The organism is Chitinophaga varians (genome assembly GCF_014529945.1).
In the GTDB taxonomy this organism is placed as follows: Bacteria; Bacteroidota; Bacteroidia; order Chitinophagales; family Chitinophagaceae; genus Chitinophaga; species Chitinophaga varians.
Genome location: NZ_JACVFB010000006.1, coordinates 131,131 through 151,565, shown reverse-complemented (window position 1 = coordinate 151,565; position 20,435 = coordinate 131,131). Strand labels below are relative to the sequence as shown.

The window sequence follows — 20,435 nt, the reverse complement described above, 5'->3', positions numbered from 1 at the left end:
AAGATCATTGAACTAATTCTCCTTTTTTCCACACCTTCGCCGGTTTCATTTTACCCTGATAGTACAGGATATCCCTGAAATCGGCTGTGGGGTAGGCCTGCATATCCGCGGCAAAACCAGCCAGCAGTTGACCTGCGTCTTTCAGCTGCAGTGCCAGCGCGGCCCTGTATGTCAGGGCTGCCAATACTTCAGCGGTCGACAGTTTTTCTGCTGCGCTCATCACAGCGGCCTGCACCAGTAGATCGCCCATGGGGGCAGATCCCGGGTTCCAGTCGCTCGCGATGGCCACCGACGCACCAGCATTCAGCAATCTGCGTGCCGGGGCGTAATGCATGCCCAGACCGAGGGAGGCACCTGGCAATACTACCGCCACGGTGTCAGATTTTGCCAGGAGGTCAATTTCATGGTCGCTGCTGGCCTCCAGATGGTCGGCCGATAATGCGCCAGCCGCCACTGCCACTGCTGCTCCGCCAGCGCTGAACTGGTCCGCATGCACCGTAGCGGCAAAGCCTTGTTCACGGGCTTTTTGCAGATAGGTCAGCGCAGCTTTCGCAGAGAAAGCAGTTTCTTCGATGAAGATATCCACCCTGTCTGCCAGCGATTCTGTTTTCAGTACGGGCAACAGCTCATCGAGCGCCCATTGCAGATATTCCTCTTCTGTACCGGAAAAATCACGTGGTTTCATATGGGCGGCCAGGCAGGTAGGTACCAGGGTGGCAGCCGTATGCAGTGACGCCTGCCGGATAGCGCGCAGCATCTTCACTTCACTTTCAAAGTTAAGCCCATAGCCGCTTTTCACTTCTATGGTGGTAACGCCTTCCAGCAAGTGGCGGTTAGCTCTGGCAACCGTATTTTCCACGAGGGTAACGAGATCGGCTACACGTGCTTTGGTGACAGAGTCCCAGATACCGCCACCGGCGCGGGCTATCTCCAGGTAACTCTTCCCGGCGATGCGCATCGCGTAATCACGGTTGCGGGTGCCATCGTAACAGATATGCGTATGGCAGTCGATAAAGCCCGGCAACAGGACCATGGGTTGATCGATGAAAGCCACTTCACAGTCGGGATGTTCCTGCAGCAGCGCTTTGTATGGCCCGATGGCCACGATCTTACCTGCGTTGATCACTACACCGCCTTTTTCGATAACGGTCAGTTGTTCGTCCTGCAAAGTACCTTTCAGCGACAAGCCGCTAAGGGGAAGGATTTGCGAGAAAGGACCGAGTAGTATTTTCATGGGAACGTTTTTTATTGGGTTATTCGGTTATTTAGGTATTTACTCATTTAAAGGGGTCCTTACATGGGTAAATACCTAAATAACCGAATAGTTAAATATTAATGCCGAATTTATCGCCCCATTGCTGTGCTTTTTCGTAGCCAGCGTCTGCATGTCGGAAGATGCCCATTGCCGGATCGTTGAACAGCACCCGGCTCAGACAGGCCGCAGCGCGGTCTGTTCCATCGGCCAGTACTACCATCCCTGCGTGCTGGGAATATCCCATGCCTACGCCGCCGCCGTGGTGGAAAGACACCCAGGTAGCGCCGCCGCCGGTGTTGGACATCAGGTTGAGCAGTGTCCAGTCGCTGACAGCGTCGGAGCCGTCTTTCATCGATTCTGTTTCACGGTTAGGTGAAGCCACAGAGCCACAGTCGAGGTGATCACGGCCGATGACGATCGGTGCTTTCACTTTGCCTGTTCGTACCAGTTCGTTGAAGATAAGGCCTGCTTTTTCTCTTTCACCAAGACCGAGCCAGCAAATACGGGCGGGCAGTCCCTGGAACGCCACTTTCTCCTGTGCCTGTTTCAGCCAGTTGATCAGGTGTGTATTTTCCGGGAAAGCCTCCATCAGTGCGCGATCGGTAGTGTAGATATCTTCCGGGTCACCGGAGAGGGCTACCCAGCGGAACGGCCCTTTGCCTTCGCAGAAAAGCGGACGGATATATGCCGGTGTGAAGCCGGGGAAGTTGAAGGCGTTGGGTTCTCCGCCTTCTCTGGCAAACTCGCGGAGGTTGTTGCCGTAGTCGAAAGTAACGGCGCCTTTCTGTTGCATCTCCAGCATGAAGCCTACGTGGCGGGCCATGCTTTTGAGCGACAGCTCACGATAGCGGGCAGGGTCTTTCTTACGCAGTTCCAGGGCGGCTTCCAGCGTCATGCCGTTAGGAACATACCCATTGATAGGGTCATGTGCAGAAGTCTGATCGGTGAGCACGTCCGGGATGATATTGTCTTTAAGCAGGCGTTCCAGCATATCGCCGGCATCGCTGACGAGACCGATGGACAGCGGCTGTCCTTTAGCCATCGCTTCTTTGGCCCATGTTACTGCCTCTTCGTAGGAGTAGGTCATGCGGTCGATATAGCGGGTATCGATACGTTTCTGGATACGGGTAGGGTCGATGTCAGCAGCGAGCATAACGCCGCCGGCCATGGTGGCGGCCAGTGGCTGGGCGCCGCCCATACCGCCGATACCGGCCGTAACGATCAGTTTACCCGCCAGGTTGCCGTTGAAGTGCTGACGGCCGCATTCCATAAAGGTTTCGTAGGTACCTTGCAGGATACCTTGTGTACCGATATAGATCCAGCTGCCGGCGGTCATCTGGCCATACATCATGAGGCCTTTGGACCGCAGTTCGTTGAAATGCTCCCAGGTAGCCCATTTGGGTACCAGGTTACTGTTGGCCAGCATCACGCGGGGTGCCTGCGGGTGGGTACGCACGATGCCTACCGGTTTGCCGGACTGCACCAGCAGTGAATGTTCTTCATCCAGTTCCAGTAAGGTTTTAATAATTTTCTCCAGTGCTTCGCGGTTGCGGGCAGCCTGGCCAATACCGCCGTACACCACCAGTTCATCGGGGTTTTCGGCTACTTCCGCGTCGAGGTTATTGAGCAGCATGCGCAGCGGAGCTTCCGTCTGCCAGGATTTAGCATGCAGCTGTGCGCCACGGGGCGCTTTGTAGTGCGGATGTGCCGCGTATTGTTTAATAAAGTCCAAACTGGTCATGGTAGATGCCATTTAAAGGTAATTGATGTTGTGCCGCTGCTTCGTTGGCTACGCGCACAAGAGACTGGTCCGTGATGATTTGGTGTAATGCTTCAATATCGTATGCGAAGATGCGGTCTTTGTGAGCGAAGCTGACTTTCTCGCGGGTATAGCTATGTACTGCTTCCAGGATGGGACCGGATTTGCGCGGACGGCGGAAATCCACTGCCTGTGCAGCATAGAGCAGTTCGATAGCGAGGATGTATTCCAGGTTGCCGATTACCTGATTGAGTTTACGGCCGCTGATGGAGCCCATAGACACATGGTCTTCCTGTCCGAGGGAGGTGGGCACGCTATCGGCGCTGGCAGGGAAACAGAGCGTTTTGTTCTCCGTTACCAGGGCGGCGGTCGTGTATTGTGGTATCATGAATCCGGAGTTGAGGCCGGCGTCTTCGATGAGCAGTTTAGGCAGGCCGTATCTTCCTTCGATCATCATGTAGCTGCGTCTGTCGGAGATATTGCCCAGTTCTGCTGCCGCTACGGTAGCGTAGTCCAGCGGCAGCGCCATTGGCTGGCCGTGGAAGTTACCACCGCTGATCGTATCCGTATCGCTGAAGATGATCGGGTTGTCGGTCACCGCGTTGAGCTCGATGGTAGTGAGTTCCAGGAGGTGCAGCCATGCTGTGCGGGAAGCGCCATGTACCTGCGGCATACAACGCAGGGAGTAAGGGTCCTGCACCCGGCCACAGTCCACATGCGAAGCCATGATCTCGGAATTATCGAGCATGGTTTTGAGGCGGTGCGCCACCAGCTGATTACCGGGGAAAGGCCTGATAGCGTGTAAGCGTGGGTCGAAAGGTTTGTGGGTGCCCATGAGGCCTTCGAGGGAGAGTGCGCCGATGATGTCAGCGGCCTCCAGTGCGTTGTACAGGCGTTGCACCGCTTTCACGGCGAAAGACAGGATGAACTGTGTTCCGTTGATCAGTGCCAGTCCTTCTTTAGGGCCGAGCACTACGGGCTGTATGCCCTCCTGTTGCAGCACTGCTTCCATGGAAGTCACCTGACCTTTGTACCAGACTTTTCCGAGGCCTATTAACGGCAGGAAGAGGTGTGACAATGGGGCCAGGTCGCCGGAAGCGCCCACAGAGCCTTTTTCAGGCACCAGTGGCGTGACTTGGTTTTCGATATGCCAGATGATGCGTTCCAGGGTGGAGAGGGCAGCGCCGGAGTATCCCTGTGCCAGTGCATGCACTTTGGTGATGAGCATGATACGGGCGATCTCTTCGGGGATAGGGTTCCCAACGCCTACGCTGTGGCTTTGCAGGATATTGTACTGCAGCGCGCGGGTATCTTCTTCAGAGATCTTGGTATCGCATAAAGGACCGAAGCCGGTATTGATACCGTACACCGTCGTATGCTGCGATACGATCTGTTGTACGTATCCGTTGCTGGTATTGACTTTGGTGATGACTTCCGGTGTAAGGATGCCTTTTATTTTGCCTGCGGCAATGTCGAGCACCACGCCTACCGTCAGCTGGTCGATACCATATTTGAAAATAACACTCATGGTTAGTTGATTTATAGATAAAGATTGCTGGTGTATGATTAGTCGTTCTTTTGAATGGATTTGATCACTCTTGCCGAGAGGGGCTGTTGTTGTACCGCCTGCTCCACCTGTGCTATGGCTGCCAGCAGCTGCTGGCTTTGTTTGTTTTCCGTGACCAGTTCTTCCATGGCCGTGGAAATAGCCTGCCAGATGGGCTGTATCTGTTGCAGCATGTCTGTCCCTTTTTTGGTGAAGGCCACGAGCTGGCGCCGGCCGTCATCTTTACAGGGCGTGGTTTTGAGCAGTCCTTTTTTGCGCAGGTTGGTCACCATCTGGCTAACGGCAGAATGGGATATTTCCAGCTGCGCCGCGATGTCAATGATAGGCATCGGCTGTTGGCCGGAGAGCAGGTAGAATACGGGAAACCAGCTGGCATCGAAGGGGATGCCTGCCTGTTCATATACCTTGTTGACTTCCGCGAGGAAGTATTCGCTGAGCCGGCGCAGGCGGCTGCCGAAGACAAGATACCCGAGTGAAGGATAAAAACTCATGGCGATTGACGGATTTTTTGATTGACGGATTTTTTGATTTTTGGTATCCGTTAGATCTATATGAATTATATAAGCGCTTATATATTTATCTCAAAAAAAGATGATAAACATGCGGTGAGCAGCCATTGGTGGTCATCCGCGGTTATCATCAACCTGTGTTATATTATTGACAGAAAGACAAATTATATAAGTACTTATACAATATTAAGAAAAAATAACCAAGCGCCAAGGGATGTCGGAAATTTTTTCAATATATCAGCCACGGGCCTGGTTGCAGAAGGAAATCCGGGCCGAAGCCCGTGGTGGATGTATTGAAGGGGAAAACTGTTTTGAGTGACAGTTTTCCTTCCGGTGATCTTATTTGGACTTTGCCTGGTCTTCTCTCATACGTTTCATATCGAACCAAACGGGGGAATCATCTTCCACGTCGCCGTTATAGTTGATAAAGAGCTCTTCTCCCCTTTTGATGTCGCGGCGGGTAATGATGCTCATGGTTTCGGCATCAAAATCCATTTCGTACTCGCAGTTGGGATTATAGTCGTGATTGTAGATGGAGCAGAAGCCCAGCGCAATGCAGGAGCGTGTTTCGCGTACCCCCCAGAGGAAAATATAGTTATGGAGCTTCGTTTTGTCAACGATCTCTGTATCGTCGTAAGAGAGGACCAGCACGGGTGACGTTTCGATCCTGGTACCGGCGGGTATCCTTTCTTTGGTATATACGCCGCGGCCTTTTCCCTTAGACTTATCAATGTACAAGTATGGCTTTATCATAGCACTTATTCAAATAAAAGAAGGCGTAAAGTAAAGTTAAAGGAAGAAGTTATCAAAATCATGTTGAAAAATTTTAGGTTTGCGGCCCAATTTATTTAGTTATTCCGTTATTTGGTTGTTTGATCATTTAAGGGGTTTCCTAAATATCAAAATACCAAAATGTCAAAATAGTAAAATGATCAATTACAACCCGAAGGACTGGTTTACCTTTATTTTCCGTATCCACAAAGCAGATACGGTACGGAAGCTCTTTCCCATGTTTATAGCTTTGGCCATTTATTCCGCTATTGTAGCCTGGCTGGAGCTATCGGTCTGGAAGCTGTCGGCCAACAGCGAAGTCAAGAACATCTCTCTGATGCACAATCTGCTGGGGTTTGTGATTTCCCTGTTGCTGGTATTCAGGACCAACACCGCCTATGACCGTTGGTGGGAAGGCCGTCGCCAATGGGGCTCGCTGGTAAACAGCAGCCGCAACCTGGCCATTAAGCTGCAGGCCATGCTGCCGGCCGGCAATACCGAAGCCCGGGCTTTCTTCCGGGTCATGATCCCCAACTATGCCTTTGGCCTGAAAAACCATCTGCGGAAAATCTACAAAGCCGAAGAGATGGAGGCGTTGCCCGCAGGGCAGGCGCCACTGGACCTGTCGAAGCATGTACCCAACCAGCTGGCGGTGCGTATTATGCAGAAAGTGGCCGAGCTGCAACGGGACGGACAATTGACCGGCGAACAGCTGATTGTTCTCAACAACGAGTTACAGACCTTCACCGAAGTATGTGGCGCCTGCGAGCGTATCCAAAGCACCCCTATCCCCTTCAGTTACAGTGTATTCATCAAAAAATTCATCTTTTTCTATATCATGACCATGCCTTTCGGGTATGTGTTCAGCCTGGGGTATCTCATTATCCCCATGGTCGTATTCATCTTTTTTGTACTGGCCAGCCTTGAGCTGATCGCGGAAGAAATTGAGGACCCGTTTGGCTTTGATGCCAACGACCTGCCCACTGATACTATTTCCAATAATATCCGTAAACACATCGGAGAATTATTATAGTGATAACCCCGGAGGCGTTTTATTTTAACTTATTTTCGCGCATAGAGTCAAATTAGTACATGGAAAATGAAGCATTACTGGAGAAATTCAGCACACTGAAGAAAGAAAAAAACTATCGCGAGCTCTCGGTGTACCTGGACGACCAGTTAATTACGGATATAGCAGAACTGATCCATGAAGATCCCGATAATGCGGGCATCATCATTAACCAACTGTCGATCACCAGAGCGGCAGCGGCTTTCCGTATCCTGGACTTCCCCCTGCAGGAAGATGTGATCAGGGCCCTCCCCCCTGCCAAAATCGCCGAGCTGATGAACGAGCTACCGGCCGATGACCGTACCGCTTTCCTGGAAGAACTGCCCAGCGAAGCGGTAAAAGAACTGATCAAACTACTGGACCCTGAAGAACGACGGATCACCCTCTCCCTGCTGGGTTACCCGGAGAACAGCGTAGGCCGTATCATGACGCCCGACTATATCGCTGTCCGGGAAGAATGGACGGTCAAACAGGTACTGGATTATATCCGGGAACACGGCAAAGACAGTGAGACCATTGACGTGATATATGTGATCGATGAGCGGGGCCACCTGCTCGATGACTTCCGTATCCGCGAATTCCTGCTGGTAGCCACCGATACGGTGGTGCATACCCTCATGGACGACCGCTTCGTATCCCTCCGTGCCAACGACGACCAGGAAGAAGCCGTGCAGGTGTTCCGGATGGAAAACCGCGTGGCGCTGCCTGTTGTAGACGACAACGACATATTACTCGGTATCGTCACGATCGACGATATCCTCTGGATCGCCAACGAAGAACATACCGAAAACATCCAGAAAATCGGTGGTACCGAAGCTTTGGACGAGCCCTACCTCGATATGCCGCTGCTGAAGCTGGTAAAAAAACGTGTAGGCTGGCTCGTGGTACTGTTCATCGGTGAGATGCTGACCGCTACCGCCATGGGCTTCTTTGAAGACGAAATAGCCAAAGCCGTGGTGCTGGCGCTGTTCGTCCCCCTGATCATCTCCAGCGGCGGTAACAGCGGCTCACAGGCCTCCACCCTGATCATCCAGGCCATGGCACTCGGTGAAATCAGTATCAACGACTGGTGGCGCGTGATGCGGCGTGAGATCATTTCCGGCCTGCTGCTGGGCAGCGTGCTGGGATGCATCGGTTTCATCCGTATCCTGCTCTGGAACAGCCTTTTCCATACTTATGGCGAACATACCGTACTGATAGGCACCACCGTAGGCTTCTCACTGGTAGGCGTAGTACTATGGGGAACGCTCTCCGGCTCTATGCTGCCTATCCTCCTGAAGAAAGCCGGCGCCGACCCTGCCACTTCTTCGGCCCCGTTTGTGGCCACGCTCGTGGACGTGACCGGGCTGCTGATCTATTTCTCCGTGGCTTATACGCTGATGAAGGGTATTTTGTTATAGTTCACGCAAAGGCGCTAAGCAGCAAAGCAGCAAAGATTTTTTAAGAATTATAAGAAAGCAAAGGAGCGGAGACCAAATTTGGTCTCCGCTCCTTTGCTTTCTTAGCTCGCTACAATGTAATTCTTTGCTGCTTAGCGCCTTTGCGCCTTTGCGTGAACTGGCCGTGCTCAGTAGCAGTCTTCCGTCAGCGTGGTGCCTGCCGATGTTTTACGGACGATAAACAACCAGTTATATTCATCTTCTCCGATAGCCGCCATGTGTGGCCTGGCGCGCAGGCCGCGCAATGCCGGCACCAATGTATTACTGTGGCCGATGACGAGGATACGTTTTCCCCAGTCGCCATGGCGCGTGATTTCATAAATTAGTGATTCTCCGGTAGTATCTGCCTGATAAAAGCAGGTGTCCAGGTGTTGTTTGATCCGCAGGCTGTCGGCCGTCTGGATACAACGACGGTAAGGCGTCAGGTAAATCTTGTCGAGATGGGCATTCTTCAGCCGTTCATATAAAAAACCGGCGCGTTGAAAACCTTCCGGCGTGAGCGTGGTATCCATACCGCCGGAATAACGTTCCGCATGCCGGACGAGGTAGAACGTACCTGTCAGGAAAGTGGTGTCTTCCGATACTGGTACCGGTTGCCGTACCGGCGCCTTGGATTTGCAGGCTGCCAGTATGAAAAGGCAAAATATGATGGGCAGTAAGCGCATAAGCTGCATAGTGAAAGACAGCCAATTGGCGTCTATCTAAAATTTGTAGCAATTTATGATTAAACCGTTACATTTATCACCCAACAAAATACTGAACCGCTATGACAAAATGGGTATTGCCCGCCATTATTTTTTTATCAGCCAACAGTCTATATGCCCAGCAACCAGGGCCCCTTACGGTAGAAAAAATTATGCGCGATCCTAAATGGATAGGCACTTCCCCCGATAATGTATTCTGGGGAACCGACAATCAGACCGTCTATTTCAGCTGGAATCCTGACCAGCAACTCTCCGATTCCCTCTATGCCGCCGGTATCAAAAACCCTACGCCGGTAAAGACATCCGCCGCCGACCGCGGACTGATCGCAGCCCGGGCGAGAGGCAGCTATAATGCTGACAAAACCCTGCTCACCTATAGTTATCAGGGAGATGTATATCTGGTGGAACTGAAGTCCGGCAAAACCATCCGCATCACACAGACCACCGCCGCAGAAATCAATCCTGTTTTTAGTTTCGGCGGGCAGCAGGTGGTGTATACGCAAAACGAGAATCTCTTTGCCTGGAACAGGTCGACCGGCCTCACCACCCAGCTGACCAACTTCACCACCGGCGACAAACCGCCGGCAGAAAAGAGCGATCTCGAAAAAGGCAACGATCAGGAGAAATACCTGAAAGCACAACAGCTGGAACTGCTGGCCGTTATCCGCGACAAAAAAGCGAAAAAAGACGCTGCCACGGCTTTCAATAAACAAAACGAAACCAAGCCACTGCGTAAGCTCTATCTCGGCGATAAAAAGCTGGACGGTGCACAAATAAGCCCTGATGGCCGTTACATTACCTATCAGTTGTACAAGGAAGCAGGCGGTAAAAATACCATCGTTCCGGAGTTTGTCACCGCTACCGGTTTTACTACGGATATCCATTCCCGTGATAAGGTAGGCGGACCGCAGGCAGCCATTGACGGCTACCTTTACGACCGTGAAAAAGATACCGTATTGCCGATTGTAGTCACCGACCTGCCCGGCATTAAAGACCTGCCGGATTACAGCAAAGACTATCCCGGCAGAGACAGCGCCAAAGTACGAGGCGTACTCGTGAATGCACCGTTGTGGTCAGACAAGGGCACGCATGTTATTACCGACATACGTTCTCTCGACAACAAAGACCGCTGGATCGTACTGATTGATCCCGCTACCGGTAAGGTAAAATCACTGAACCGTCAGCGTGACGAAGCCTGGATCGGTGGTCCCGGTATCAGCGGATGGCAAATTAACACCAGCCTGGGATGGACCGATGAAAACACCTGCTGGTACCAATCAGAGGCCACCGGTTACTCTCATCTGTATACTACGCAGGTAGTGAGTGGTCAAACCCAACAGCTCACCCAGGGCAATTATGAAGTACAGGATGTTTATCTGTCCAACGATAAAAAACATTTTTACATCACCACCAACGAAGTACATCCCGGCGAAAAACAATTTTATCGTATAGGCGTGAACGGTGGCAAGGCAGAACGTATCACCACGATGCAGGGGGCCAACGAAGTCAGTATTTCTCCAGATGAAAAATGGATCGCCTACCGTTATTCCTATTCCACCAAGCCGTGGGAATTGTATCTGCAACCCAACACTCCCGGCAGCAAACCCGTGCAGGTGACCAACCTGGCACAGTCGGCCGAGTTCAAATCCTATCCCTGGCGTGATCCGCAGGTGATTACATTTATCGCGCGCGACAACCAGCCTGTCTATGCGCGGTTGTATACGCCTGATCCGGCGAAGAGAAACGGCGCCGCCGTTATCTTCGTACATGGCGCGGGTTATCTGCAAAATGCGCATAAGTGGTGGAGCAGTTATTTCCGGGAGTACATGTTCCATAACCTGCTGACCGATAAAGGTTATACAGTGCTGGACGTAGATTATCGCGGCAGTGCCGGCTACGGCCGCAACTGGCGTACCGGCATTTACCGGTATATGGGCGGCAAAGATCTGGACGATGAAGTAGATGCCGCCAAATATCTGGCAGAGAAATTGCAGGTTGACGCCAGCCGCATAGGAATTTATGGCGGCAGCTACGGCGGCTTTATGACGCTGATGGCGATGTTTACCAAACCAGGCGTGTTTGCAGCCGGTGCCGCTTTACGCTCCGTTACTGACTGGGCGCATTACAATCACGGCTATACGAGCAATATCCTGAATGAGCCATTCACCGACAGTATAGCCTATCGCCGCTCTTCCCCCATCTATTTTGCGGGAGGCCTGAAAGGCAAACTGCTGATGTGTCATGGCATGGTAGACACCAACGTACACTTCCAGGATATCGTAAGATTGTCACAACGATTGATAGAACTGGGGAAAGATAACTGGGAACTGGCAGTATATCCTGTGGAGGACCACGGATTTACAACACCCAGCAGTTGGACCGATGAATACAAAAGAATCTTACATTTGTTCGATAATACATTATTGAAATAACCACATGGGATGTAAATAATACATTCATCCTATGTAATTTATAAGGGGGAATATAGTGAACGATGATCCGGATATTAACATTCGGTTAATCGCGCACGATATTCCCTTTTTTCATTTTAATTTCCACTTTGCGAGATGCACGTTATGTGAAAAACGCACGCGTAGAAACCATATCTTATATTATATTTTATTAACATCAAGTGATGTTATTTTAACAATTAATGCGATATTGCATGAACACCCTCATCAAAAAACACTCTTAAACACATGTGTGGAATTGTAGCTTACATCGGGCACCGAGAAGCATACCCGGTAGTATTGAAAGGCCTTAAAAGACTGGAATACCGCGGTTACGACAGCGCTGGCGTAGCCATTATCAATGACGGACTGCGGGTATACAAAAAGAAAGATAAAGTGGCAGCACTGGAAGAATACGCGTCCAGCTATGACATGCGCAGCCCCATCGCCATCGGGCATACCCGGTGGGCGACGCATGGCGAGCCCTGTGACCGCAACGCACACCCCCACGTTTCCAGTGACGGAAAACTGTCGATGGTACATAATGGTATCATCGAAAACTATGTACAACTGAAACAGGAACTGATCAAACAGGGACATGTTTTCCAGAGCGATACTGATACAGAGGTGTTGCTGCATTTTATTGAAGAGATCAAAAAACAGAATCAGTGCCCACTGGAAGAAGCCCTGCGTATCGCCCTGAAAAGGGTGGTTGGCGCTTATGTGATCGTACTGATCGACGAAGATAATCCGGACACGCTGATCGCCGCACGCAAAGGCAGTCCGCTGGTGATCGGGGTAGGTAAGGGAGAACATTTCCTTGCTTCCGACGCCTCTCCTATCGTAGAATACACCAAGGAGGTAGTCTATGTCAACGACTACGAAATTGCCATCATTAAAGCCGATGAGCTGATCCTGAAAAATATCTCCAACGAAAGGCAAACACCGTATATACAGAAGCTGGATATTGAGCTGGCAGCCATTGAAAAAGGCGGCTTTGCGCATTTCATGCTGAAAGAAATATTTGAGCAGCCGCAAACCATCTTTGACAGTTTGCGTGGCCGTCTCGATGCTAAAAAAGGTACCCTCACCATGGGCGGTATCCGCGAGTATGCTGAAACGCTGAGCAACGCCAAACGCATCATCGTGGTAGCCTGCGGCACCTCATGGCATGCGGGCCTGGTGGCAGAATACATGATCGAAGAGTTGTGCCGCATTCCGGTGGAAGTGGAATACGCCTCCGAGTTCCGCTATCGTAATCCGGTGGTAGGCCCCGGTGATGTGATCATCGCCATCTCCCAGTCCGGCGAAACAGCCGATACGCTGGTAGCCATTGAAGCCGCCAAAGAGAAAGGCGCTATCATCCTCGGCGTATGTAACGTGGTAGGCTCTTCCATTGCGCGCCTGTCTCACGCCGGCGCCTATACGCATGCAGGCCCTGAAATCGGCGTAGCCAGCACCAAAGCCTTCACGGCGCAACTGGCCGTGCTTTGCCTCGTAGGCCTGAAAATAGCCGCAGAGAAAGGTTCCATCACCACCCAACGTTTCCAGCACCTGCTCGATGAACTGGACCAGATCCCTGAAAAAGTAGCCACCGCGCTCAAGCTGGATGATCAGGTACAAAAGATCGCTGCCAAATATAAAGATGCACGCGACTTCCTCTATCTGGGCCGTGGTTACAACTTCCCCGTTGCCCTGGAAGGCGCGCTCAAACTGAAAGAAATATCGTACATCCACGCGGAGGGTTATCCCGCTGCGGAAATGAAACATGGCCCTATCGCACTGGTAGACGAAAACCTGCCTGTTGTGATTGTAGCCACCAAAGACAGCTACTACGAAAAGATCGTGTCCAACATACAAGAGATCAAAGCCCGCAAAGGTAAAGTGATAGCGGTTGTGACGGAAGGTGACCACATCATTCCGCCCATGGCAGATGACGTTATTTTTGTACCTTCAGCAGATGAACTCGTTGCACCTATTGTCTCCGTTATTCCTTTGCAACTGCTCGCCTATCACATCGGCGTCATGAAAGGGTTTGACGTAGACAAACCGAGAAACCTGGCGAAGAGTGTGACTGTTGAATAACCTAGATCGTATCCATGAACAATATCAAAAAGAAACCACTATCCGAACTGGGGTACAACTTTATTGAGTCCCCGTTACCCAAGGGAAAAGACGAATACTACCTGCGTAATGAGCAATGGAGCCGGCAGGGCGAATACAGAAGATTGCTGGCGCATGAGGTGGAAGCCCTCGTGCGCAATGATAACAGTTCAGACGACTGGAACAATATTTTTGTGTCCAACGAATTTAATCCGCAGCTGGTGCAGCACTGCCATTTCTTTGGCATGGTACGCATCGGTAAACTGGAACCGTATTACCTCGAGTTCCATAACCTGCGGCTGCCGGTAGGACTGTACAACAGCACCATCTGCGCCTGCGACTTCGGCGACAACGTAGTGGTACATAATGTCAACTACCTCTCCCACTATATTCTCGGCAACGAAGTAATTGTCGCCAATGTCAACGAAATGGCCACCACCGACTATGCCAAGTTTGGGAACGGTATTTTAAAAGAAGGCGAATCTGAAAGCGGCCGTATACAGCTGGAGCTCTGCAACGAAAACGGCGGTCGCAGCGTCATGCCCTTCGATGGCATGCTGCCCGGCGACGCCTACCTCTGGACACGGTCGCGCGATGACCAGCAGCTGCAACAGCAGTTCAAAGCGTTCACCGAAAAGCAGTTCGATAAACGCCGCGGTTACTACGGCATGGTAGGCGACCGCTGCGTGATCAAAAACTGTAAGATCATCAAAGATGTCACCATCGGTACGGATGCTTACCTCAAAGGCGCCAACAAGCTGAAAAACCTGACCATCAACAGCAGCAGCGATGCCGCTTCACAGATCGGAGAAGGATGCGAACTGGTGAATGGCATCATCGGCTATGGCTGCCGCGTGTTCTATGGTGTGAAAGCCGTCCGTTTTGTGATGGCCTCCCACTCGCAGCTGAAATACGGCGCCCGTCTGATCAACTCGTACCTCGGCAACAACGCGACCATCTCCTGCTGCGAAGTACTCAACTCCCTGATATTTCCCGCACATGAACAGCACCATAACAACTCGTTCCTCTGTGCTGCGCTGATCATGGGACAAAGCAATATGGCTGCCGGTGCTACTATCGGCTCCAACCACAACTCCCGCGGTGCCGACGGTGAAATCCTTGCCGGCAGAGGGTTCTGGCCGGGACTGTGCGTTAGCCTGAAACACAATTCCAAATTCGCCAGTTTCACGCTCATCTCCAAGGGTAACTATATGTCTGAACTGCATATCAATATCCCTTTCTGCCTCGTGCTGAACGATGAACATGACAATCGGCTGAAAATCATGCCCGGCTACTGGTTCATGCATAATATGTACGCCATCGCCCGCAATTCCTGGAAGTATGTGGACCGCGACAAACGTATCGATAAAACACAGCAGATAGAATATGATTACCTGGCCCCCGACTCTGTGGAAGAAATGTTCCAGGGGCTGGCCGTCATGGAAGCCGCTGTAGGCAAAGCCTGGTACGCACTGCCGGAAAACACGCCTAAGAAGGAACTAACGGAGAAGGACATACGTAAAAAAGGCAGGGAACTGTTATTGCAGCAACCGGAAGAAGTGGCCCGTCTGACCGTGCTGGTCAGTGGTATGGAAAACAGCTCCCGTGAGGTGCAGCTGCTGAAAGTACACAAAGCCTATGCGCTCTTCCGCGAACTGATCGTTTTCTACGGCATGAAAAACATCATTGCCGCCAACAAGCCGTCGTTCCTCGCTTTGCAGGCTGCCATCAAAACAGCCAAACGCGGCGAATGGCACAACATCGGCGGGCAACTGATGAAAGCAGAAACCGTCAACCTGCTCAAACAGAAAATCCGGAAAAATAAAATCGCCAGCTGGCCGCAGCTGCACGAACAGTACATCGAGATCGGTAACGAATACGCCTCCGACAAACTGCAACACGCCGTTGCCAGTATGCTGGAAATAAAAGAGGTATCTTTGAAAAACTTTACCCCTGCATTACTCGCAGAATGGCTGGAAGACTCTACCCGCACCATGGAATGGATGGCTCACAACATCCGCCATTCAAGGGAAAAAGACTACAAAAACCCTTTCCGCCAACTGGCCTACGAAAATGCCAACGAGATGAATGTAGTGGTAGGTAGCCTCGAAGACAATGCCTTTATCAACGAGACATTGAACGAACTGGGCGAATATAAAAACCGGGTCAGAAAAATCATCAACGAATGGGAACTGTAGAAAAAACCAGATGCGGCTGGAGCCTCAAAGATCAATTGTATAAAGACTATCACGACCATGAATGGGGCACCCCCAATCATGACGACCAGCATCTCTTTGAAATGCTTTGCCTGGAAGGCGCACAGGCCGGCCTTAGCTGGTATACCGTGCTCACCAAAAGGGAAAACTATCGCAAAGCTTTCGATAACTGGGACGCGAAAAAGATCGTCAAATACGATGATAAAAAAATCTCCAAACTGCTGGAAAACGAAGGAATCATCCGCAACAAACTGAAGATCAACGCTGTGATTACTAATGCTAAAGCCTTTCTGGCCGTGCAAAAGGAATTCGGCACCTTCGACAAGTATATCTGGTCTTTCGTCAATCACAAACCCATTGTCAACAATTTCAAATCCTTACAGGAGGTACCCGCTAAGACTGCCATCTCCGACGCGATGAGCAAAGATCTGCTGAAACGCGGATTCAAGTTCGTAGGGTCTACTATCTGTTACGCCTATATGCAGGCCACAGGTATGGTGAATGATCATATAGCCGACTGCTACAAAAGATCCAAAGGATAGCCTTCCGGTAAATACAAGACAAAAGCGCCATCGATGTAACGTCGATGGCGCTTTTGTTTTATGGCTCTATTAATATTTCAGAGAGATCTTTATTGTTGATCAGCGTATAGTCGGTGAGGGTATTGAGGAACAAATACAGCTGCCGTTTTTGCTGATCGGTCAGCGAAACACCCTTCCGTACCAGGGCGTCAGTGGTAATCGTATCCTTTACGCCATGATCATAGAAATCGAACACCTGGTAGATATCGAAGAAACGTCCGTCATGCATATAGGGAGAGCTTTTCAGGATATTCCGCAGGGACGGCACTTTAAATTTGAGGTAGTCCGCCGTGTTGCTGGTGATCTTCATGCGGCCCACATCATTGAGTGCGGGCAGGTAAGGCAGTCCGTTGCTGCGATAGCTCAGGTCTGTAAACAGCGGTTCTTTATGGCAGGCCGCACATTTCTGCTGATACAGGGTGTAGCCTACTGCTTCATCCGGCGAGAAGGCCGCTCCGGGCACTTTGCGGATGATGCTGTCGTAACGGGAGTTACCGGAAATCATGGTACCTACAAACTGTGTAATGGCCTTGAACATCCGTTCACTGGTGACTTCCTCTGTGCCAAAGGCCGCGCTGAACTGCTGCCGGTATTTGGGATCGCCCTGCATTTTCTTCAACAGCTGCTGCAGGTCCACCCCCATTTCCTTGTGATCGGTGAGCGGTGTCAGTGGTTGTATCTCCAGATTGTTCACCCCGCCGTCCCACATAAATTCTTTCTGCCAGATCATATTGAAAAGTGTCGGTACCGAACGGGTACCTTGCTGGCCGCCTACGCCGTGGCTCAGCGCATGATCGAAATGCCCGAAGGCGGCGAACTGCTGATGGCAGAAGCCACAGGACACGGTGCTGTCTTTTGAGAGACGGTAATCGTAAAAAATAAACCGGCCCAGCGCCACGCCCTGTTTCGTGAGTGGGTTGCCGGAGAAGTTATATACCGGCTCGGGGAATCCCGGCGGCAGCGACAGCGTTACCGGATCTGTCCGGAAACCGCCTGTTCCGCCCCTGTTTTCCTTTTTACAGGCATGAGCGAACATCAGCAATGTCCCGAAGGCAGCAGCGATATATAACGCTTTATGACGCATCCGCGGTATTAGTTTTTAATGGAGAACATCTGTTGATAATTATTGGCGATGTTGACTGCCGCCTCGCCCGGCCCCATAATGATCGGCGTCTTGGCGAAGCTGGCCTCGTTGGGCGCGAACCATTTGCCTACATTGGCGACCATATTGAAATGTGGTATGGCGGCCGTGAATGGTATCACCCTGAAGTTTAACGGCAGTTGCACCGTCCTCAGCGCGTTGTAAGCGCCTCTGAAGCCGCCCACATGCCATTCGAACCCTTGTGTTGGCGTGGTTATCGCGTCGGAGGTGCCTTCCAGCTTGGCCATGATGTAACCGCTGTTCCAGGTCCAGAACATGCCGTTTTCCGGGGCCAAAGCGCCGGACTGGACGCCGCTGTTATTACGGGCACTGTCTACGCCTATCAGGAAGCGGACCGCCGTAAAATTGCCGGCCGGCACACTATCGAGCACCAGGCGTTTGGTAGCGTCTACCGCGTCGTCTATCAGGTAGTAGGCCGATGCCAGCGGGATGGTTTTCCCGGCGTCATCTACCAGTGCGAAATTGCTGAGGTAATAGCGGAATTTGGTGATCAGGAATTTTTCGCCGGCCGGATTGGTATAGGTGGTGGTATTCCTTATCAGTTGACTACCATTCATTTCATGGGAGATATCCAGCGACAACCGGGTATAAAATGCCGGTGGCGGGTCAGAGGGTTTATCTTTTTTTGCGCATCCGCAGAGCCATAGGATAGGCAGGCATAACAGGACACAACGGAAGATATAGGAAGTAAAAATCCGCAAGATCATGGTATTCCTTTTTGTGTTTAGGAAGATACGATGATTTTGCGGATTAAAAGATTAAAAAGAGGGCTTAGTTTCTCTTATATCCCCGCCAGCCATAGTAGAACACCACCACAAAGCAAAGCATCGGGATACCGTAGGAAATGGCCGTAGAATACTTTTCAGTCACCACACCCATCAGGTAAGGAACAGAAGCTCCCCCCACGATAGACATGACGATAAAAGAAGCGCCTTTTTTAGTATGTTTTCCCAGATCTTTTACCCCCAGGGCAAAGATGGTCGGGAACATGATAGACATAAAGAAAAACACGGCTATCAGTGCGTAAACAGAAGCAGCGCCGCTGCCCGTCATCACAAAGGCACACAGCAGCACATTGACGAACGCATAAATAGCCAGCAGTTTATTGGGGGCGATTTTACGCATCAGGGCAGTACCCACGAAACGACCCGCCAGGAACAACACCATCCCGGCAGACAGCAAATAGGCTGCCTTTTCGTTGGAGGTTCCGTGCCAGTATTCGGTGGCGTAATTGATAAACAGTGCGCCTACGCCTACCTGCGCCGCCACATAAAAGAACTGCGCCACTACGCCGCCTACAAAATGTTTGTGGGCAAACAGCGGTCTTTCGTCTTTTAATACCGCTTCTCCTTCCACTTCTGCTTCCTTGATTTCCGGCAGTTTGGTACGCCAGAAGAAACCAGCGATCAGCAGTACTACCAGGCCGATCACGATGTAGGTGAGCTGTACAGTAGTCAGGTCATCTTTTCCGCTGCCGAAGAAGAGCGCGCCGCCTATTACCGGGCCCAGGAAGGAGCCCAGCCCATTGAAACATTGCGACAGGTTCAGCCGCTGCTCGGAAGACTCTTTTGGGCCCAGTACCGTTACATACGGATTGGCTGCTGTTTCCAGACAGGCCAGTCCGCAGGCCAGGATAAATAATGACAGCAGGAAAAAATCAAAATTAAGCGCACGGGCAGCAGGATAAAAAAGGAAGGCGCCCGCTGCATACAGCAGCAGCCCCATGATGATCCCTTTCTTATAGCCGAATTTATTCATGAACATGCCGGCAGGCAACGCCATGACAAAGTAAGCGCCAAAGTAAGCTCCCTGCAGCAATGTGGAGCGTTTAGGCGTAATGTTGAGCACTTCCTGGAAGTGTTTATTGAGCACGTCCAGCAGGCCGTATGCGAGGCCCCATAAAAAGAAAAGACTGGTTACCAGTATAAACGGGAAAAGGTAGTTGCCAGCCTGTTTCCCGCTTGAGGGGCTGCTGGTATAGGTGGAATTACTTACTGCGCCTCCGGCCATAACGAAGAGTTTTGTTTTCAGGTAAAAGTGTAATGTATCAGTTTAGTTGGCAAATGCTCAGCTGATGGACCTGTCGAGGTGTGTATAACCTCCGTCAACGAATAATATCTGTCCGGTTGTATGTGATGAACGGGGAGACAGCAGGAACACGGTGGTGTTGGCGATCTCTTCGGAGGTGGTCATTCTGTGCTCAAAAGGAATTTTGGCGGTGATGGAAGCCAGTTTTTCCTTTGGATTGGGCAGAGAGTTGATCCAGGTTTCGTACAGTGGCGTCCATACTTCGGCCGGGATGACCGTGTTGACACGCACGGAATGTGGCAGCAGTTCTACCGCCCATTCGCGGGTCAGCGCGTTGATGGCGCCTTTGGAAGCGGCGTAGCCGGAGGTGTTACCCTGACCGGTAGTAGCTACTTTAGAGCCGATATTCACAATATTGCCTTTGGTGCTTTTCAGGTATGGCAGCGCAAAGTGGGCCAGGTTGTAGTAGTGTGACAGGTTGTTTTGCAGTGACTGCATAAAACGTTCCGGGCTACCGCTTTCGAGTCCTACCCCGTCATTAGCGCCGGCGTTGTTCACCAGGCCGTCTATTTTTCCGTATTTTTCTATGGTTTCAGCGATCACTTTGCGGCAGTCGTCCACATTGGACAGCTCGGCCCGGATACCATATGCCTGGCCACCCGCCCCGATGATATCGTTGACGGTTTTGCTGTTGTCTGCTTCATTTCTGCCGGCAATTACGACAATGCCTCCTTCTGCTGCTACCAGTTTGGCTATTCCTTCTCCAATACCTTTGGCACCGCCGGTAACAATAATCACTTTTCCCTGTAATCCTAAATCCAT

Annotated in this window: 16 protein-coding genes; 6 read left to right on the top strand and 10 right to left on the bottom strand. The window is 51.3% G+C overall.

Translation table 11 applies throughout. The annotated features are described in order from the left end of the window. Nucleotides 1-4 precede the first annotated feature (4 nt). From hutI to ICL55_RS27020, 5 genes are all read right to left on the bottom strand, one after another. Complete coding sequence (hutI, locus tag ICL55_RS27040) at nucleotides 5-1,234, bottom strand: imidazolonepropionase (RefSeq protein WP_188103482.1); 1,230 nt, start codon at nucleotides 1,232-1,234, stop codon at nucleotides 5-7. A gap of 91 nt (nucleotides 1,235-1,325) precedes the next feature. Further along, complete coding sequence (gene hutU, locus ICL55_RS27035; RefSeq protein ID WP_188103479.1) at nucleotides 1,326-2,996, bottom strand: urocanate hydratase; 1,671 nt, start codon at nucleotides 2,994-2,996, stop codon at nucleotides 1,326-1,328. Then, nucleotides 2,974-4,542 (bottom strand): histidine ammonia-lyase, encoded by a 1,569-nt coding sequence (gene hutH, locus ICL55_RS27030; RefSeq protein ID WP_188103477.1) that lies wholly within the window; start codon nucleotides 4,540-4,542, stop codon nucleotides 2,974-2,976. Before hutH ends, hutU begins: the two co-directional genes overlap by 23 nt. 38 nt (nucleotides 4,543-4,580) lie before the next feature. Further along, nucleotides 4,581-5,072: a MarR family winged helix-turn-helix transcriptional regulator gene (locus ICL55_RS27025; protein WP_188103475.1), complete on the bottom strand. Its 492-nt coding sequence runs from the start codon at nucleotides 5,070-5,072 to the stop codon at nucleotides 4,581-4,583. Nucleotides 5,073-5,429: 357 nt separating this feature from the next. After that, nucleotides 5,430-5,843: an SET domain-containing protein gene (locus ICL55_RS27020; protein WP_188103472.1), complete on the bottom strand. Its 414-nt coding sequence runs from the start codon at nucleotides 5,841-5,843 to the stop codon at nucleotides 5,430-5,432. Nucleotides 5,844-6,018: 175 nt separating this feature from the next. Here ICL55_RS27020 and ICL55_RS27015 point away from each other — a divergent pair, with 175 nt between their 5' ends. Beyond that, nucleotides 6,019-6,894 carry a bestrophin family protein gene (locus tag ICL55_RS27015; RefSeq protein ID WP_188103470.1) on the top strand — a complete coding sequence of 292 codons (876 nt, stop codon included), beginning with the start codon at nucleotides 6,019-6,021 and terminating at the stop codon, nucleotides 6,892-6,894. A gap of 59 nt (nucleotides 6,895-6,953) precedes the next feature. Next, entirely contained in the window at nucleotides 6,954-8,330 is a 1,377-nt protein-coding gene (mgtE, locus tag ICL55_RS27010) for a magnesium transporter (protein WP_188103468.1), read from the top strand. A gap of 167 nt (nucleotides 8,331-8,497) precedes the next feature. Here mgtE and ICL55_RS27005 read toward each other — a convergent pair whose 3' ends face one another. After that, nucleotides 8,498-9,034, bottom strand: coding sequence for a phosphoglycerate mutase family protein (locus ICL55_RS27005; RefSeq protein ID WP_188103466.1), 537 nt, complete (start codon nucleotides 9,032-9,034; stop codon nucleotides 8,498-8,500). A 101-nt stretch (nucleotides 9,035-9,135) separates the two neighbouring features. On the opposite strand from ICL55_RS27005, the gene ICL55_RS27000 reads away from it, so the two are divergent. The 4 genes from ICL55_RS27000 (at nucleotide 9,136) to ICL55_RS26985 (ending at nucleotide 16,384) form a co-directional block, all read left to right on the top strand. Next, entirely contained in the window at nucleotides 9,136-11,505 is a 2,370-nt protein-coding gene (locus ICL55_RS27000) for a S9 family peptidase (protein WP_188103464.1), read from the top strand. Between the two features lie 267 nt (nucleotides 11,506-11,772). Further along, nucleotides 11,773-13,608 (top strand): glutamine--fructose-6-phosphate transaminase (isomerizing), encoded by a 1,836-nt coding sequence (gene glmS / locus ICL55_RS26995; protein WP_188103462.1) that lies wholly within the window; start codon nucleotides 11,773-11,775, stop codon nucleotides 13,606-13,608. A 14-nt stretch (nucleotides 13,609-13,622) separates the two neighbouring features. Continuing rightward, complete coding sequence (locus tag ICL55_RS26990) at nucleotides 13,623-15,824, top strand: DUF4954 family protein (protein ID WP_188103460.1); 2,202 nt, start codon at nucleotides 13,623-13,625, stop codon at nucleotides 15,822-15,824. After that, entirely contained in the window at nucleotides 15,812-16,384 is a 573-nt protein-coding gene (locus tag ICL55_RS26985; RefSeq protein WP_188103458.1) for a DNA-3-methyladenine glycosylase I, read from the top strand. Before ICL55_RS26990 ends, ICL55_RS26985 begins: the two co-directional genes overlap by 13 nt. A 58-nt stretch (nucleotides 16,385-16,442) precedes the next feature. On the opposite strand, the gene ICL55_RS26980 is transcribed toward ICL55_RS26985, so the two are convergent. The 4 genes from ICL55_RS26980 to ICL55_RS26965 form a co-directional block, all read right to left on the bottom strand. Next, a complete protein-coding gene (locus ICL55_RS26980; protein ID WP_246496650.1) occupies nucleotides 16,443-17,507 on the bottom strand; it encodes a cytochrome-c peroxidase in 1,065 nt (354 codons plus the stop codon). A gap of 8 nt (nucleotides 17,508-17,515) precedes the next feature. Beyond that, nucleotides 17,516-18,292, bottom strand: a complete 777-nt coding sequence (locus ICL55_RS26975; protein WP_188103456.1) for an MbnP family protein — start codon at nucleotides 18,290-18,292, stop codon at nucleotides 17,516-17,518. Nucleotides 18,293-18,356: 64 nt separating this feature from the next. Beyond that, a complete protein-coding gene (locus ICL55_RS26970; RefSeq protein ID WP_188103454.1) occupies nucleotides 18,357-19,595 on the bottom strand; it encodes a sugar MFS transporter in 1,239 nt (412 codons plus the stop codon). 57 nt (nucleotides 19,596-19,652) lie between these two features. Further along, entirely contained in the window at nucleotides 19,653-20,435 is a 783-nt protein-coding gene (locus tag ICL55_RS26965) for an L-fucose dehydrogenase (RefSeq protein WP_188103452.1), read from the bottom strand.